Origin of the sequence: Microcoleus sp. BM001215392 (genome assembly GCF_036700185.1) — a bacterium.
Taxonomy (GTDB): domain Bacteria; phylum Cyanobacteriota; class Cyanobacteriia; order Cyanobacteriales; family Microcoleaceae; genus Microcoleus.
On sequence record NZ_JAUBOJ010000031.1, the window covers coordinates 16,714 to 33,921 of the forward strand.

General features: G+C 44.8%; 10 protein-coding genes. 5 read left to right on the plus strand and 5 right to left on the minus strand.

The window, feature by feature from the left end; all coding sequences use genetic code 11:
• Nucleotides 1-377: 377 nt before the first annotated feature.
• From QT974_RS05940 to dnaK, 3 genes are all read right to left on the minus strand, one after another.
• Complete coding sequence (locus tag QT974_RS05940) at nucleotides 378-2,813, minus strand: dynamin family protein (RefSeq protein WP_333467600.1); 2,436 nt, start codon at nucleotides 2,811-2,813, stop codon at nucleotides 378-380.
• Between the two features lie 282 nt (nucleotides 2,814-3,095).
• Nucleotides 3,096-4,157 carry a J domain-containing protein gene (locus QT974_RS05945; RefSeq protein WP_333467601.1) on the minus strand — a complete coding sequence of 354 codons (1,062 nt, stop codon included), beginning with the start codon at nucleotides 4,155-4,157 and terminating at the stop codon, nucleotides 3,096-3,098.
• Nucleotides 4,158-4,287: 130 nt separating this feature from the next.
• Nucleotides 4,288-6,408, minus strand: coding sequence for a molecular chaperone DnaK (dnaK, locus tag QT974_RS05950; protein WP_333467609.1), 2,121 nt, complete (start codon nucleotides 6,406-6,408; stop codon nucleotides 4,288-4,290).
• 268 nt (nucleotides 6,409-6,676) lie between these two features.
• Between dnaK and QT974_RS05955 the strand changes: the two genes are divergently transcribed.
• From QT974_RS05955 to QT974_RS05975, 5 genes are all read left to right on the plus strand, one after another.
• Nucleotides 6,677-6,931, plus strand: coding sequence for a hypothetical protein (locus QT974_RS05955; RefSeq protein ID WP_333467602.1), 255 nt, complete (start codon nucleotides 6,677-6,679; stop codon nucleotides 6,929-6,931).
• Entirely contained in the window at nucleotides 6,928-7,338 is a 411-nt protein-coding gene (vapC, locus tag QT974_RS05960) for a type II toxin-antitoxin system tRNA(fMet)-specific endonuclease VapC (RefSeq protein ID WP_333467603.1), read from the plus strand. Before QT974_RS05955 ends, vapC begins: the two co-directional genes overlap by 4 nt.
• Before the next feature lie 75 nt (nucleotides 7,339-7,413).
• Entirely contained in the window at nucleotides 7,414-8,184 is a 771-nt protein-coding gene (locus tag QT974_RS05965) for a Uma2 family endonuclease (RefSeq protein WP_333467604.1), read from the plus strand.
• 108 nt (nucleotides 8,185-8,292) lie between these two features.
• The gene (locus QT974_RS05970) at nucleotides 8,293-11,685 is read left to right on the plus strand and encodes a helicase-related protein (protein WP_333467605.1); all 3,393 of its coding nucleotides are present in this window, start codon (nucleotides 8,293-8,295) and stop codon (nucleotides 11,683-11,685) included.
• 246 nt (nucleotides 11,686-11,931) lie between these two features.
• A complete protein-coding gene (locus tag QT974_RS05975; protein WP_333467606.1) occupies nucleotides 11,932-15,948 on the plus strand; it encodes an Eco57I restriction-modification methylase domain-containing protein in 4,017 nt (1,338 codons plus the stop codon).
• Between the two features lie 198 nt (nucleotides 15,949-16,146).
• Here QT974_RS05975 and QT974_RS05980 read toward each other — a convergent pair whose 3' ends face one another.
• Entirely contained in the window at nucleotides 16,147-16,440 is a 294-nt protein-coding gene (locus QT974_RS05980; protein WP_333467607.1) for a hypothetical protein, read from the minus strand.
• A 53-nt stretch (nucleotides 16,441-16,493) separates the two neighbouring features.
• On the minus strand, nucleotides 16,494-17,208 hold a 715-nt coding region (locus QT974_RS05985), incomplete at its 5' end, for an ISAzo13 family transposase (protein ID WP_333467608.1).

The window sequence follows — 17,208 nt, forward strand, 5'->3', positions numbered from 1 at the left end:
CCAATCGCCGGATTTCCAATCGCCGGATTTCCAATCGCCGGATTTCCAATCGCCGGATTTCCAATCGCCGCGATTTCCAATCGCCGGGTTTCCAATCGCCGGATTTCCAATCGCCGGGTTTCCAATCGCCGGGTTTCCAATCGCCGCGGTTTCCAATCGCCGCGGTTTCCAATCGCCGGATTTCCAATCGCCGTAATAGATGCTCTTTTTGCAATAGCCCAGGCGAATATAATTCGCGTCTACACAAACAATGTCCGCCTCCGCGGACTAAGAATCTCTTATTTATTCAACCCGCTCCCGTCGGGTTTTGTCTGTGTAGCCGCGATTTCCAATCGCCGGGTTTCCAATCGCCGGATTTCCAATTACCTCCATTCCAATCATTCACAATCCACAACAACGCTCTTATTTTCTCCAATTACAGGTAACAAATGCTCGTGCAACTTCATCGCCTGCAAACAACTATTAATCCCCGAAACCGCCCGATCGTACTCTTTAATTTTCTCTTCATTCTCCGCTTGCAGCCGCTGATTTCTGGCAATTTTCTCCTCAGCTTCCTGCGCCAAAGTTTGCTCCAAATAATCGCGGGCTTGACTGTATTTTTGCAAAATATCATCAGCTTGCTGTTCCGCCATCGGTAACAAATGCTCTTTTAGGGTTTGATTCACAGTTTGGCGGAAAGTTTGCCGAATAGTTCGAGATACTTTCGGCTCAAAATCTAGCCTCAATAATTGTCTAATTGCTGGTTGCGCGTCTACCATATTTTCGCAGTCAAAACCTTGGGATGTTTGCTGCAATGTTTCCCGGAATTGGTAAATCGAAAACGTGCCTTCGTCGTAAAAACGCGGACTTTCTCGCACGTAGCGATCGCACTCCACGCCCGCCGCATTCACCAAAGCACGAGAAACCTGCTGTGACAACTCCTCTAACTGCTGTTCAATTCCCCCGTCATTCCCCAACAACCGATAAAGCAATCGATAGTATTCCGACTTGCGAATGCTGTCTTTTAAATACTGGAAATAATTCTCAACCAGTGATTTGGTAGCCTCTACTAAAATATCTTCTAACTGATTCGCTAAATAATAAAGCGCTTCCACTAAAACCGCAATTAAAGGTGCAGTAGCATTGCGCGGGTGAGTCATCAAAGTGCGTCCGTAAGCCGCTTCAACTGAAAATCCATCTAGCAATTCATCCAAGCGGCGGATCATCCGAGATTGCAGTTGGCGAAAATCTGTATCGAAAATATCGCATCTGTTCATGATCGTATCATTTACTTCTTTGGCGATATGTTCTCGAAATTCCTGTCCGACTTGCTGCAATTCTTGATTGAGGCGCAAAAGTTCTTGGGCTTTCATCGCTTCAATTTCGCGGGGCTGGCTGTCCAAATTCCGCTGAATTGTTTGGTATTGTTTCCGCAGTTGAATGCACAAATCCTCTAAATCGTCAGCCAGATTTTTGAACAGTTGCGGGCGTTTCTCTTTTGTGAGATAATCGGTGATGCCTGTGCGAAAATCTTCGATGCCGCTATCTTGAATTAATTGCTGAATTAACGGTTGACCTTGTTCCGCCAGAATCCGCACGTAGTTTTGACTGGGCGTTTCGTAGCTGTTAACTGAAATCCGAAATCGGCTGGGAGATAGTTTGCCGGAATTCGCGCAGTAGCGGTTAAATTCGCTGACAAATTGCGGTGTTTCTTCACTGTTTTCGCTTTTACTACCCGCCTTCGTGTCTGGATCGACTCGATCGCGACTGGCGGCAAATATGCTATCCAAACCAAAACGATCGCGCCCGGTTGTCCCTCTAATCAAACTCCCGTAAAATCCCAGCAATCCGCTGGTTTTATAGACTCTGGCGGTGTCGCGAAAGTCGGAATTAATCAGATTTTCCAAGCGCTGGATCAGTTGTGCGTTGTACCAAGTTTCGTCAATGCGGTTGAAAATGTAAAACAGGCGATCGCGAATTCCGGGATTCGATCGCGTTTTTTCCATCAACTCCGTCTCTTCCGTCGTCATTTCCCCAGACGACGCAGCCTTTAAGACGCAGACAACCGCCGAAGTATCCGGGCTTTCAATCTTATCATAGGTCAATTCTGCATCCTGTTTGACAGGCGCATCAATTCCCGGCGTATCAATAATAATATTCCCATCTTGTAGCAGCGGATGGTAACAGTAATATTCAACTCGCTTGAGTACAGCACTGTTGCTACCGCGCCGCGCATAACTAGCAGCTTCCTTAAGATTGGAAAAATTAAACTGTGCCATCGAATAAGTTGCATTATCCACAGTTTGGATGCGATCGCGATTCGCTTCAAACCCTTCTAACAATAGTATCAAAGCCTTAGCTTTTTTAGCTCGCTCCGATTTATTTTCTCCACCTTCTAGTTGGATGATTGTCTGACATCCCTTAGATAAATTCGTGGCTACATCTGTTTGATTAATATCGATTTCAGTAGTTAAACTCAACTGAGTACAAAGAGCATAGGCTTGAGATTTTATCTGACTTTCGCTCAAAAAAGTCAGGACAACTCGCTCTTTGTGGGCCGCTTCAGCATAGGCAATGTAGCATTCAGTACCAGTCGCGTGTCCCTCCGCACTGTAGAGCAATTCTCGCTCCAGCAAAGCATTAATCAGCATCGATTTTCCCGCACTAAAAGCGCCCGCAAACACAATCTGAAACTCTGGAGAAATTGCCTTTTTCAGAGAAGCTTGTACCGCCGTGATATCTTGTTGTCGCAAAGACGATTCCTGACGCAGCAGTTGTAGTAAAGAGTCAACTTGTTCTTGCAGATTGTTGCATTGAGGCGGCATTTGAGTCATCGCGGCAGAATGCTCCTGTATGGTGGGAAAATTAGTTTGTTGTTAATTTTCGGCTAGTTTCTGAAAAATTGCAACAGTAATTCTACTTAAATATTTATTGCAAATTCCCTTTTATTTTAGATACCGGACTTTTTTTTAATGCAAAATCTGTTTGAGGAGCCAGCGATTTCCTAAAAATTGGTAAGGGGTAATTCGTAATTGGTAAAAACAGCTACTCGTGTATCCGTGACTTCCGTGTCGTGGTGTTGGTTATTGGTAAGGTGCGCAGTGCGCACCCTACGATTATACAGACAAATCTTGACGCGGTTTAAATGTTTCAATCTGCCGCAACTTCTCGTACAATTCCCGTTCTTCGTCGCTAATTTCCTTGGGAATTAACACCTGAATTTCTACTAGCTGATCGCCCCGATCGCCATTTCCAGTCGGATAGCCCTTGTTCGCCAGCCGCAACCGCTTCCCAGACGTGACTCCAGGTGGCAGTTTCATCTTCACCAAGCCGTCTAGAGTCGGCACTTCAATATCTCCACCCAGCACCGCTTCGCAGGGCGTCAGTGGCAATTCGCAGCAAATATCCGACATTTCCAAGCGGAAAAATGGATGGGGAGAAACCGTGATTTTTAAGTACAAATCGCCACCGCCAATACCTTGATTGCGCAGGCGAATTCGCTGGCCCGATACCATCGCCCCAGGCATATTTACCTCGATCCACCGCCCGTCATCTAACCGGATGCGCTCGGTACCGCCAGAATAAGCTCTTTCCAAAGGCAGAGTCAGCCTCGCATCAATGTCTTGTCTGATTTCGCGATCGTCCATTTCGCGACTTTCACGTCGAATCTCGCGATCGTCCAAATCCCTCCTATCTTCCCGAGAATTAGCAACATAACTCGTTTTCTTAGAAGCCGTATTCCACGGTTCCGAATTGGAAACTCGCGGTGCATCATTCTCTGTCGCCATCCTCACTTCCCGGCGCCTTCCGAGCACTTGGTCGAGAAATTTATTAAAATCTGAGTAATCGCTAAAATCGATGTCTTCTGCTGGCTTTCTACGATTTGTTTTGTTATTTCCCCAACTTGTAAAATTAGGAATTTTTACGCCTTGTTTGCCTTGAAATCCCTTTTGCTTCCAGAATTTACTAAACTGGTCGTATTGAGCGCGTTTTTCCAGATCGGAAAGAATATCGTAAGCTTCATTAATATCTTTAAACCTATCTTCAGAAGATTTATCTCCCGGATTCACGTCAGGGTGCAACTGTCTCGCGAGTCGTCGATAGGCTTTTTTAATCTCGTCAGCCGTAGCATCTCTGGGAACTCCCAGTATTTGATAGTAATTGCGAAAGTTTTGCATTATTAGTCATTAGTCATTAGTTATTAGTCATTAGTGCGAGCTTAACAACTCGCGAACATTATCATCAGTCATTAGTCATTAGTCATCCTGCTTCTCACTTTCAAACTAAAGACTAATGACTAATGATTAATTACAACCAATCATCGTCATCATCCCAGTCGTCGCTTTGGTTTTGATAGGGGCGAGTTGGGCGGTTATTGCTGGTTCTGCGATCGGGTGTGCGATCGTAGGAGCGATCGCCCATACGATCGCGATCTGGCACCCGATCGCGATCGTAAGAGCGATCGTAAGGGCGATCTGGCGCTGGATCGACAGTCGATCGCCTGTACGGCTTAGCATTTTGATAATAGCTGTTGTCATCGCTGCGGCGCTTGGTACCGTCGCCGGTCAAAGTGCGCTTCACAGACTCAAAGAAATCATCATCATCGTCATCCTCAGCAAAAGCTGCAACTTCCCGACTCAAATCATAAAGAGCATCCTGCAAATCCGAGCCAACTTGGTCAACTCCGCGCTCGTCGTTGCGCTCCAAACTGTCTCGCAATTCTCGAATTAACGTTTCAATACGCTGGCGGCTTCTTTGAGCAAACTGCATTCCGCGATCGAGCGCAACTTCCCGCAACTGCCGCTCAGCTTGATAAGCCAAAGCCTCAGCGCGATTGCGTTTTTCCACCTTTTCCCGCTGTAACTTATCAGCTTGAGCAAACTGTTCTGCATCGCGAATCATTTGATTCACTTCCTGCTGGCTCAGCGTCGAAGCACCTTGCACAGTAATGCTTTGTTCCCTGCCGGTAGTTTTGTCCAAAGCAGTCACCAACAGCATCCCGTTAGCATCAATATCAAAAGCTACTTGTACCTGCGGAATCCCTCGCGGTGCGGGCGGAATTCCCGTTAATTTAAACCGTCCCAAAGACTTATTATCTCTACCTAATTCCCGTTCCCCTTGGATGATGTGAACTTCTACCACAGTTTGGTTGTTTTCGGCAGTCGAAAAAATGTCCGATCGCCTAACAGGAATAGTAGTATTGCGAGGAATCAGTTTTTTCATCACCCCGCCGATGGTTTCCAAGCCCAGGGACAGCGGCGTCACATCCAACAACAGCACATCGCGGACATCCCCGCCCAAAATCCCCGCCTGAATAGCAGCACCCACCGCCACAACCTCATCGGGATTGACATTTTGATTCGGTTCTTTATCAATCAAACTGCGCACAATTTGCTGCACCAAAGGAATCCGAGTCGAACCGCCAACCAACACAATTTCATCAATCCGAGAAGGACTCATATTGGCATCAGCCAAAGCTTGTTTCACCGGACGGCGCATCCGCTGTACCAAATCGGCGCACAGCCCCTCAAATTGACCGCGAGTCAAGCGCGTCTCCAAATGCAAAGGCCCATCTTCATTTGCATCAATAAACGGCAAATTAATTTCAGTAACACCGACTCCCGAAAGCTCAATCTTGGCTTTTTCTGCCGCTTCGATCAAACGCTGCAAAGCTTGGCGATTTTTGCGTAAATCCACGCCTTCTTTTTCTAAAAATTGTTCAGCCAACCAATCAACAATTTTCTGATCGAAATCATTGCCGCCCAATTGAGTATCGCCGCTAGTTGCCTTAACTTCAAATACTCCATCTCCAACATCTAAGATAGATACATCAAAAGTACCGCCGCCCAAATCAAAAACTAAGATTGTTTGACTTTCTCGTCTTTCCAAACCGTAGGCCAAAGAAGCCGCCGTCGGTTCATTTAAAATCCGCTTCACATCAAGTCCGGCAATTCTGCCAGCATCCCGCGTCGCCTGTCGCTGCGAGTCATTGAAATAAGCAGGAACAGTGATTACAGCCCCTGTCACTTCTTGTCCCAGATAGCGGCTGGCTTCATCGGCCAACTTCCGCAACACCATCGCCGAAATTTCCTCTGGGGCGAAATCTTTTTTCAGGCGAGGACATTTGATTTTGATGTTTCCGTTGTCGTCGCGGCGAGTTGTGTAAGGGACGCGCTTTGCTTCTGGAGTCAGTTCGGTATATTTGCGCCCGATGTACCGTTTGACGGCGTAAAAGGTGTTTTGGGGGTTGAGAACATTTTGGCGTCTGGCCATTTGTCCGACAAGGCGTTCTCCTTCCTTGGTGAAAGCAACCACCGAAGGAGTTGTCCGCATCCCTTCTGCGTTGGCAATCACAACCGGTTTGCCACCTTCCATGACGGCTACTACTGAGTTTGTCGTTCCGAGGTCAATGCCAACTACTTTTCCCATACGTCCGTTGTCTCCTGTGGCGTTGTGTGTAGCTTTTTCAATATAAGCGTTAAGTTCGATCGCATTTATTGTACCGCGTCGAGCCACGGGGCTGCGGGGGGTTCTCTCACTCCGGGCTTCGCCTGCGCTTGGAAGGGCGCGCGCGGCGGGTTGCAGGCGCGTGTAGGTGAAATTTGCGTTAACCCCGGCATTATGTGTTGGGTTTCGTTGCACTGGCCCAACCTATGCTGTTTAAACTAAAATAGAAAGCAAATTTAGCGGGTTAATTATGCAAAGTATTAAAGTACGATCGCGCGTTGGTTCCGACGGAATGTTGCACTTGCAAATCCCCGGCGGTATCAAAAATACCGATTTGGAAGTTATTCTAGTTTTCCAGCCCGTAGCGCCCGCAACTGAGCCTAAAACGCCGGAAGATTTAGGCTGGCCGCCCGGTTTTTTTGAGACAGTAATAGGAAGTTGGGAGGGAGAACCGTTGGTTCGTCCAGAGCAGTTGGAATATGAAATCAGGGAAGAATTGCTGTGATTTATCTTTTAGACACCAATACTTGCATCCGTTTGTTAAATCCAGACCGCAACTCATCGGTATCTCGCCGACTAGCAATGATGCGGTCAGGTGATGTAGCAATATGCTCTGTAGTTAAAGCAGAACTTTACTGGGGTGCTTTTAAAAGTTCTCGTCAAGATAGCAATCTAGCTCGACTAGAACTTTTTTTCAATGAGTTTATAAGCTTGCCTTTTGATGACCAGTCTGCCCTAATTTACGGTCAAATTCGCGCCGGGCTAGCTGCATCGGGAACCCCGATCGGCCCTAATGACCTTTTGATTGCCTCTATTGCTCTTGCCAACAACCTAATTCTGGTAACTCACAATACCCGCGAGTTCAGCCGCGTTGAAGGTTTGCGTCTGGAGGATTGGGAGATAGAGGCATGAGTTAGATGTATTGAGTTCGGATAAAATCGATATCAAAAGCCCGATCGCCAAAACACCTCCCATCAAAATAAGATTATGAAATTCTCCCTTGATGTCGAAAACAACCCCGCAGGCTGGCCGGATCATACCCAACTACCCGAATCTGACGGTACTTTTGTGAAGAACTTTCAAGAACATCCCCAAAGCATCCTACTAACCGATTCAATTACTCCCGTTTTGCAAAGAATCCACGCTGACGGTAACTACTGTATCGGTCAAGATAGCGGCATTTACTGGCGATTAACTGACCCATTAGAAAAGGGTGCAGAAGCGCCAGATTGGTTCTACGTGCCCAATGTCCCGCCAACACTAGACGGTCAATCGCGCCGTTCTTACGTGATGTGGAAAGAATTTGTATCGCCGTTAATTGTGTTAGAGTTTGTGTCGGGGAATGGTGCCGAAGAACGGGACAGAACACCTTTATTGCGCACCGGCCAACAGGAAACTAAGCCTGGTAAATTCTGGATTTATGAAAATGTCATCCATCCGGCATTTTACGGAATTTATGAAGTCAGGAAAGCTAGCGTTGAAGTCTACAATCTGATTCAAAATAGATATGAATTAGTGACGGCAAACTCGCGCGGTCATTATCCAATTCCGCAGTTAGGAGTGGAATTGGGAATTTGGCAAGGTAGTTATCAAAATGTTGATTTACCTTGGTTGCGCTGGTGGGATAGTCAAGGGAATCTGTTGTTATCGGGGGCTGAAAGAGCAGAACAAGAGCGGGAAAGAGCCGATCGCGCCGAAGACGAATTAGAGCAATTGCGCGCTCAATTGCGATCGGCCGGCATTGAACCGCAATTGTAAACAGGTTCGTAGTGAGGACTTTAGTCCTTCTATCTTAATTTTAAAGGACTAAAGTCCTCACTACAAACAAACTTTTTTATGCACAACTAATCCAACAGAGAAAATCAAGTGCCTCGGATTTTTGACAATATCGAACAATCGCTGCTACCCGCGCTGCGAGAAACCATTAAACTCTCCTATCGCGCTGATTTTTGCGTGGGCTATTTCAATCTCAGAGGATGGCGGAGCATTGGCGATTTAATCGAAGCATATGTGGGAAATCAAGGAGCCTGCTGCCGTCTTTTAGTGGGAATGCAAAGTTTGCCATCCGATGAATTGAATGCTAGTTTTAGCCTGATTTCCCATCACCGTGGGATTGACAATAGTGCAATTATTCGCCTCAAAAAACGGATGGCTGAGGAATTTCGTCAGCAGTTGACCATCGGGGCTCCCACTGATATCGACGAGCAGGGCTTGCGCAGGTTGAGCTATCAGATTAAAACCGGAAAAGTCATTGTTAAATTATTTCTAGCTTATCCCCTCCACGCCAAACTTTATCTCGTACACCGTCACGATCCTAACACTCCGATCGTCGGTTTTTTAGGCAGCAGCAATTTGACTTTATCGGGACTCTCAAAACAAGGGGAATTGAATATTGATATCTTAGATTCGGATGCTTGCAATAAACTGCAAAAATGGTTTAACGATCGCTGGGAACAATACGGCTGCATTGATATTTCTCAAGAACTCGCAGAAATTCTCGATCGCAGTTGGGCGAGATCCCAAGTAATTCCACCTTATCACATCTATCTCAACATTGTCTATCATCTGTCCCGCGAGGCGATCGCAGGTATTTCTGAGTATCGGATTCCCCGCGATTTTAAGGGTTTATTTCAGTTTCAAGAAGAAGCCGTTAAGTTGGCCGCCCGTCACATTACCAAACGGGGAGGCGTGATTATTGGGGATGTGGTAGGTTTGGGCAAAACTTTAGTCGGTACGGCGATTGCCAAAATTCTCCAAGAAGACTGTCTCTTGGAAACCCTGATTATTTGTCCGAAAAACTTGGTCAAAATGTGGCAAGAATATGCAGACAAATATCGGCTGCTGGCGAAAGTTTTATCCATCAGTCGGGTGCAGCAAGAATTGCCAGAATTGCGCCGCTATCGAGTTGTCTTAATCGATGAAAGTCACAACCTCAGAAACCGCGAAGGCAAGCGATATCGAGCGATTCAAGAATACATTGCCATCAATGAAAGTAAATGTATTCTACTTTCGGCAACTCCCTATAACAAAACTTATTTAGATTTATCTGCTCAATTGCGGCTGTTTGTTCCCGAAGACCAAAATTTAGGATTGCGGCCCGAAGCTTTGCTAAATCAATTGGGCGGCGGCAGTCAAGGAGAGTTAGAATTTATGAAGCGACATCAATGTTCGGTGCGCTCCTTAGCTGCTTTTGAAAAAAGCGAACATCCTGATGATTGGCGAGACTTGATGAAGCGCTACATGGTGAGGAGAACTCGCTCGTTTATCAAAGAAAATTATGCCGAAACTGATGCAGAAACCGATCGCAAATATCTAGAATTTGCCAATCGCACGCGCTCCTATTTTCCCGATCGCATTCCCAGAACCATTAAGTTTTCCTCGGAAACTTCCGCAACCAACTCCCAGCTTGACTTTGAGGAAATTGTCGAAGTCATCAACGCCCTAAATCTGCCCCGTTACGGACTCGGAAATTACATCGCCAAACAACCAAAACAACAGCCGACTGAAGCAGAGCAGCGACAGTTAAATGCCTTATTCCGTGGTGGTCGCCGGTTGATGGGATTTTCGCGCACAAACCTGTTTAAACGGCTAGAAAGCAGCGGCAGTGCCTTTATTCAGTCGATCGAGCGCCACATCCTGCGGAATTTTATCTATTTATATGCGATCGGGCAAAACTCCGATATCCCGATCGGCACTCAGGATGCAGAATTGTTGGATACCCGCAACAGCGATGAAGACGCTGATTCAGTGGTGATGAGCAATTTTGATAGCGAAGAAGTCGAAGATGATTCGGGCGAGATTGTAGATATCGAAGCCCAATTGCTGTTAGGCGAAAACAGTTTTAAACAGCGCGCAGAAGTAGTTTATGGAGAATATAAAACCCGCTACCAACGCAGATTTAAATGGCTGAAATCAGACTTTTTTGATAGCAAGAAGCTAAAACGAGATTTGCTAGCAGATGCCCGCTGTTTAATTGAAGTATTGCAAACTTGCAGTGCATGGCATTCTCAACCAGATAAAAAGTTAGCTGCTTTGGTGACATTGCTCGCAGAAACTCATCCCCGCGAGAAGGTACTAATTTTCACTCAATTTGCCGATACAGTCCGGTATATAACTGATAATTTAACCAAGCTAAAAATTGCAGGCATTGCATCGGTAACAGGCAAATCAAAAGACCCCACAGAACTCACATTTCGGTTTAGTCCGACTAGCAACGGTAAGCGTGACAAAATCTCACCAGAACAAGAATTGCGGGTCTTAATTACCACCGATATTCTGAGTGAAGGTCACAACTTGCAAGACAGTGCGATTATCGTTAATTACGACTTACCTTGGGCAATTATTCGGTTGATTCAGCGGGCGGGAAGAGTGGACAGAATCGGGCAAACAGCCGATCGCATTTTGTGCTATTCATTTTTGCCAGAGGAAGGAGTAGAACGGATTATCAACCTGCGCGAAAGACTGCGCCGACGGTTACAGGAAAATGCGGAAGTTGTGGGAACCGACGAGACATTTTTTGAGGACGATTCACCGCAAGCTATTCTGGATATTTACAATGAAAAATCCGGGATTTTAGATGGCGAAGAAGATGCCGAAGTTGACTTAACATCGGAAGCTTTTCAGATTTGGAAAAATGCGACTGACAATAATCCGACTTTGAAGAAAACCATTGAATCAATGCCAAATGTAGTTTACTCAACTCGCGCTCATATACCCGAACCATTGCAGCCAGAAGGAGTTTTATTGTACATGAAAACTGCCGAGGGTAATGATTCGTTGATTTGGGTCGATCGCACGGGAAACAGCGTCACTCAATCGCAACTCGCCATATTAAGAATTGCCGCCTGCGACGAAGAAACACCAGCCATTCCCAGAGACAAACAGCATCACGAATTAGTCAAAAAAGGTGCTGAATTGATAGCAGAAGAAGAGTTGACTGCGGGCGGACAATTAGGCAGATCCTCCGGTGCTAGGTTCCGAACCTACGAACGTTTGAAGAGTTACGCCCAGTCCATGCGTGGTACAATATTCGCATCCGATGAGTTGTCAAAAGCCATTGATGAAATTTACCGCTATCCCCTGCGCCAGTCGGCAATTGATACGTTGAACCGGCAGTTAAAAAGCGGTATTGGCGATCGCACCTTAGCAGAATTAGTCGTAGCATTGAGAATGGACGATCGTTTTTGTATCGTCAGTGAAGATGGAGATAAGCGGGAACCGATGATTATTTGTTCTTTAGGTTTATTTCAGGAGATATAATTATGGGGAGTCCAGAAACCGGGTTTTTGCGAAAATACTTCACTGTCACCGGCAGATTCAATAAAAACCCGGTTTCTTTAGTCGGAGTGCGTAAATCCTGAACCATTTCTGACCCCTCACTTCCACCCAAGAAACCGGATTTTTTCCGAGATTAAGGATGATAAACCAGCATTCTCGCAAAAAACCGGTTTCTAACCAAACATCCGTTACATCCGCTACAAAATCCGCTGCCGAACTTTCTTAACTATGCCACAAACACTCGAACAATCCCGCCAACTTCTCCAAGACTTTGAATTCAGCAAACTATTCGTCCAACAACTCGGTTGGGATAATCCATCATCCCCCAAAACCATACCCGCAGAAATAGAAGGCGAGACTTATTCCCGAACAGCCATCGCCCAACTTTTAGGAGTAGTTGTATATGAAATTACTAGCGCTAGTGGAAACATCCCCAACAGCACCCAAAGACTGACAATTTATCGCGAAATTGTCCAAATATCCCGCGAAAATCTATTAATTTTTATCGACCAAAATCGCACCAAATCTCTCTGGTATTGGGTGAAGTGCGAAGGTACAAAACTTTATCCTCGCGATCATGTATATGTGAAACGGGAACCTTGCGATTTGTTGTTAAGTAAGGTGACAGCCCTAAAAGTTGAATTAGCAGAATTAGAAACGCTGTCGGTGATTGATGTCGCCCAAAGATTGCAGGCTGGATTGGATGTCGAACGAGTTACTAAGAAGTTTTTTGAAGAATTTAAACAGCAACACGTTGAATTTTTAAGTGTGATTCGCGGCATTGACAAAGAAACAGATAGGCGCTGGTATACTTCGGTTTTACTCAACCGCTTGATGTTTGTTTATTTTTTGCAGCGCAAAGGATTTATCGACAGCGGCAAAATGCTGTATTTGCAGGAAAAGTTAGCCGAAAGCAAGCAGCGGGGAACGGATTTATTTTACTCGGAATTCTTGACAACACTGTTTTTTGAGGGATTTGCTAAGCCACAAATTGAACGAACTTCTGAGGTGGAAACGCTGATTGGCGATGTTAAATACTTGAATGGCGGACTGTTTTTGGAACATCCCATCGAACAGAATTATCCGAATATTGCCATACCCGATGCTGCTTTTGATAAAATATTTGATTTATTTGCCGCCTATTCTTGGAATCTCGACGATACGGTGGGCGGGAAAGAAAACGAAATTAATCCGGCCGTTTTGGGATACATCTTTGAGAAATATATTAACCAAAAAGCCTTTGGTGCTTATTATACCAGACCGGAGATTACTGAATATTTGTGCGATCGCACAATCAACAAACTAATCCTCGACAAAATCAACCAAACCCTTAACCCTTCCTCCCATGCCCAATTCCCCATGCCCGATTCCCAATTCCCGATTCCCCATAAATTTGAAACCATCACCGAACTCCTCACCAATCTCGACGCAAACCTCTGCCGCCACCTGCTAGAAGAAATCCTCCCAAACTTAACATTACTAGACCCCGCCTGCGGTTCCGGCGCGTTTTTAGTCGCAGCGATGAAAACGCTAATTTACATTTATTCAAAAGTCATCGGTACAAGCAAGTTTTTAACCGACCATTATCTCAACGACTTACTCAAAACCATCGAAACAGAGCATACTTCACTCAACTATTATATCAAAAAACGGATTATTAGCGACAACCTCTACGGCGTGGATATCATGCCGGAAGCAGTGGAAATAGCCAAACTGCGCTTGTTTTTAGCTTTAGTTTCCGCCGCCCACGATGTCAGCGAATTGGAACCGCTGCCGAATATTGACTTTAACATCATGGCGGGGAATTCCTTAATTGGATTGATTCGAGTCGATGAGACGGGGTTTGACTCCGTAGGAGATTCGCGGCAAGGAAATCTGCTGCAAGCCTTGGCGGCTAACAGCTACAAAGCAATTTTGGCAGACAAAAATAAATCGGTAGATTTGTACAAAAAACACGCTTTTCAGTCCGAGGAACAGGAAGGAACTTCTCAAGAATCCCGCTTGTTAAATTTGCGGCAGCATATTGAAAAGTTAAATCGAGAGTCTCAGGATAAATTGAATAAGTTATTGTTGGATGAGTTTAGTCAGCGCTTGGGAATTAAGTACGAACAAGTGCAGTTAGCGGGCAAACCGAAAAAACGAGTTTTAACGATTGACGATATTGCCGAGTTGCAACCGTTTCATTGGGGATATCACTTTGACAGAGTGTTGGAAAGGGGCGGTTTTGATGCGATTATTACCAATCCGCCTTGGGAAATTTTTAAGCCAAATGCTAGAGAGTTTTTTGTGCAGCATAACGAACTAGCCAAAAAAAGTAAGATGGATATCAAAACTTTTGAAAAAGAGCAAAACAAAATTCTGCAAAATCCCGAAATTGCTGAAACTTGGTTAAAATATCAGAGTGAATTTCCTCATGTTAGTGCTTACTACCGTTCGGCTGAACAGTACAAAAATCAGATTTCAATTGTCAACGGCAAAAAGTCGGGTACTGATATTAACTTCTACAAGCTGTTTCTAGAACAATGTTTTAATCTCTTACGCCCAAATGGCGAGTGCGGCATCATTATTCCTTCTGGAGTTTATACTGACTTGGGAACCAAGCAACTGCGGGAAATGTTATTTGTTGAGACTGAGATTGATGCACTGTTTGGTTTGTCGAATGAACGGTTTATTTTTGAAGGAGTGGATCATCGCTTCAAATTCTGCTTGCTTACCTTTGAGAAAGGTAAAAGTACCGAGTCATTTCAAGCTGCTTTCCGCATCAATCCGCGAGAAGCGATTCGGGTGGAAAAACTCGATACTTTTCTGAACAATAAAGATGAATGTATTGAGATTTCTGTTAACCTGATTCGTCGCTTATCTCCTGACTCTCTGTCGGTGATGGAGTTTAAAAATGAGGGAGATATTCGGATTGCTGAAAAAATGCTGCAATTCCCGTTACTTGGCGAACAGATTAAGGGGAAATGGAATCTGCGGTTAACTGCGGAATTTCACATGACTAATGACAGTCATTTATTCAAGCAAGAACCAGGGAAAGGGAGACTGCCACTTTATGAAGGTAAGATGATTCATCAGTTTACTCATCTATGGGGTCAACCTAAGTATTGGATAGATGAGGATGAAGGACGCAAAGCATTATTTAAACGCAATGAAATAGATCGAGGACAAAAGCTAGATTATCAAACCTATCGTCTGGCATTTAGAGATATTGCTAGAAATACCGATTCTCGAACAATGATTATGACTATGTTGCCAAGAGAAGTTTTTTGCAATCATAAGTTGCCAACAGCGGTCATCAGATATAGCCAACAGCTAAAACCAGATTGTCAAGCTGAACTATTTTTTATGTCAGTGATGAATAGCTATGTAATTGATTGTGCTTTTCGACAGCGAGTAACAACAAATCTTACTTTTTTCTTCATTTATCAAATGCCTGTACCCCGATCGCAAATAGGTGACAAATACTTCACCGACATCGTACAGCGCGCCGCCAAACTGATCTGCACCGCCCCAGAATTTGACGAATTAGCCCGAGAAGTCGGCTTAAACTCCCACCGAGAAGGCGTTACCGATGAAACAGAACGCGCTCAATTGCGAGCCGAATTAGACGGCATCATCGCCCACCTTTACGGCTTAACCGAAGCCGAATTTGCCTATATTTTGACTACTTTTCCCATTGTCCCCGAAGCCGTCAAACAAGCAGCATTAGCAGCCTATCGCACCTTTGCACCAAAATCCGGGGAACCTGAAATCATCAATTTAATCGAGACGGGCGAAAACAACACCACCGAATTCAAATCAACTGCCCGCTGGAATCTCCGAGAAAACAAACAAGACAAAGCTATGGAACACGAAATCGTCAAAACCGTAGCAGCATTTTTAAACACCAATGGCGGAACTTTATTAATCGGAGTAGACGATGCGGGAACAGCGCTAGGTTTGGATTTTGACTATCAAACATTGAACAAGAAAAATCCTGACGGTTATATGTTATTTCTGAACCACGACTTGTTGCTGAGAGAAATCGGCAAAGATAGCGGCACGCTGTGGCAAATTACATTTCATCAAGTTAGCGGTTTAGATGTGTGTCGGGTTGTGATTCAGCCATCGCCGAAACCGATTTATGTGAAAGTTAAGGATAAGGGCGGGAAAGAAGAGGAATGTTTCTACATTCGCAGCAATAATTCGAGTGTTAAATTGGGGCTGAAAGAGGCTGTTGATTATAGCAAAACTCGTTGGGTATGAGATTCGAGGCTGGAAACGCGCCTCCGGGTAGGGAAACGGCATTGCCGTGTCCTCCCCGCACCGGATTTTTCCACGTTAAACCGATAGTCCGGCAGGGGTTGAAACCCCTGCCTCAAAGCATAAGTCCTCTGAAGAGGACTGAGAACCCAGAAGAAGAATTTTTCAACTTATTAGTCCTCTTTTAGAGGACTTTAGCTATTAGACAGGGGTTTTTAACCCCTGGCGGACTAGCGGGTGCGCGGGAGGACTGATGGACTGATCTCTATTACCAACATTCAACTCGCCGAGGCGCTTCAAAATACTCAGCAGGGGTTTAATCAAAGTAAAGTCTTCGCTCAATAGGGAAACGGCATTGCTGTGTCCTCCCCGCACCGGATTTTCCACGTTAAACCGACAGTCCGCCAGGGGTTGAAACCCCTGTCTCAAAGCTAAAGTCCTCTTAAGAGGACTGAAGAATTCATTAGTCCTCGCTATGAGGATTGAAGAACTCATTAGTCCTCTTTTAGAGGACTTTAGGAATGAAAATTTAATAACTTCAGCGTCTGCTAAATACTCGGAACCGCACGATAATTCCATTTTGGCAGATATTCATCAAAAATAATTTTCATGGTTTCTTTAAATCCATTAGCTACTTTTCGACCAGTTTCATAAATTTTATCAATCACATTTACTACCACAGAAAGCCCGGTTTTAGTATGAGTTTTTGCCATCAGGTTTTTCACTAACTCAAGATTCGTAAAAATTACTCCTTGACAGGCTCTGGTTACGTGAGGAAACAAGCGATGTTCGATCGGATTATACTTCGATGTATAGGGAGGATAGTGTGCGATCCTAATTTCTATTCCTAGCTCGTCAACTAACTTTTGTAAATCTGATTTAAAGATGTGATGATTAGAATTGTTACTGCCACCTCCATCGCATTTTATTAAAATTGAATTCGCTTGAGGATAGATAACTTTTCCGTAATTAACCCACCATAATTTAATCGATTCACAAGCAAATTCACTTGTATCTTTACTGATTCCCAGGTTTAAATATCCTCGGTTGTGTTGCAGGTCGTAAATTCCATGAGGCACTACTTTTCCGTCAGCTAGACTCCAAAAATCATGGTCAAATGTCGTAACAACTTCGGTAGTATATAAACTGCCTGCTCGATATAAATTTCCAATAAATTCCTTCTTCTTGGTGTCCATACTAACAATTGGATTTCCCTGCAACTCATACTCAGCGGTAATTCTGGCCAGATTCTCAAATTGTTCA

Bases quoted from the DNA above. Each gene is read 5' to 3' on its own strand.
- QT974_RS05945 (WP_333467601.1), bottom strand. From the start codon at position 4,157: ATGCAAAACTTTCGCAATTACTATCAAATACTGGGAGTTCCCAGAGAT.
- dnaK (WP_333467609.1), bottom strand. From the start codon at position 6,408: ATGGGAAAAGTAGTTGGCATTGACCTCGGAACGACAAACTCAGTAGTA.
- QT974_RS05975 (WP_333467606.1), top strand. From the start codon at position 11,932: ATGCCACAAACACTCGAACAATCCCGCCAACTTCTCCAAGACTTTGAA.
- QT974_RS05955 (WP_333467602.1), top strand. From the start codon at position 6,677: ATGCAAAGTATTAAAGTACGATCGCGCGTTGGTTCCGACGGAATGTTG.
- QT974_RS05965 (WP_333467604.1), top strand. From the start codon at position 7,414: ATGAAATTCTCCCTTGATGTCGAAAACAACCCCGCAGGCTGGCCGGAT.
- QT974_RS05940 (WP_333467600.1), bottom strand. From the start codon at position 2,813: ATGACTCAAATGCCGCCTCAATGCAACAATCTGCAAGAACAAGTTGAC.
- QT974_RS05980 (WP_333467607.1), bottom strand. From the start codon at position 16,440: ATGAGTTCTTCAATCCTCATAGCGAGGACTAATGAATTCTTCAGTCCT.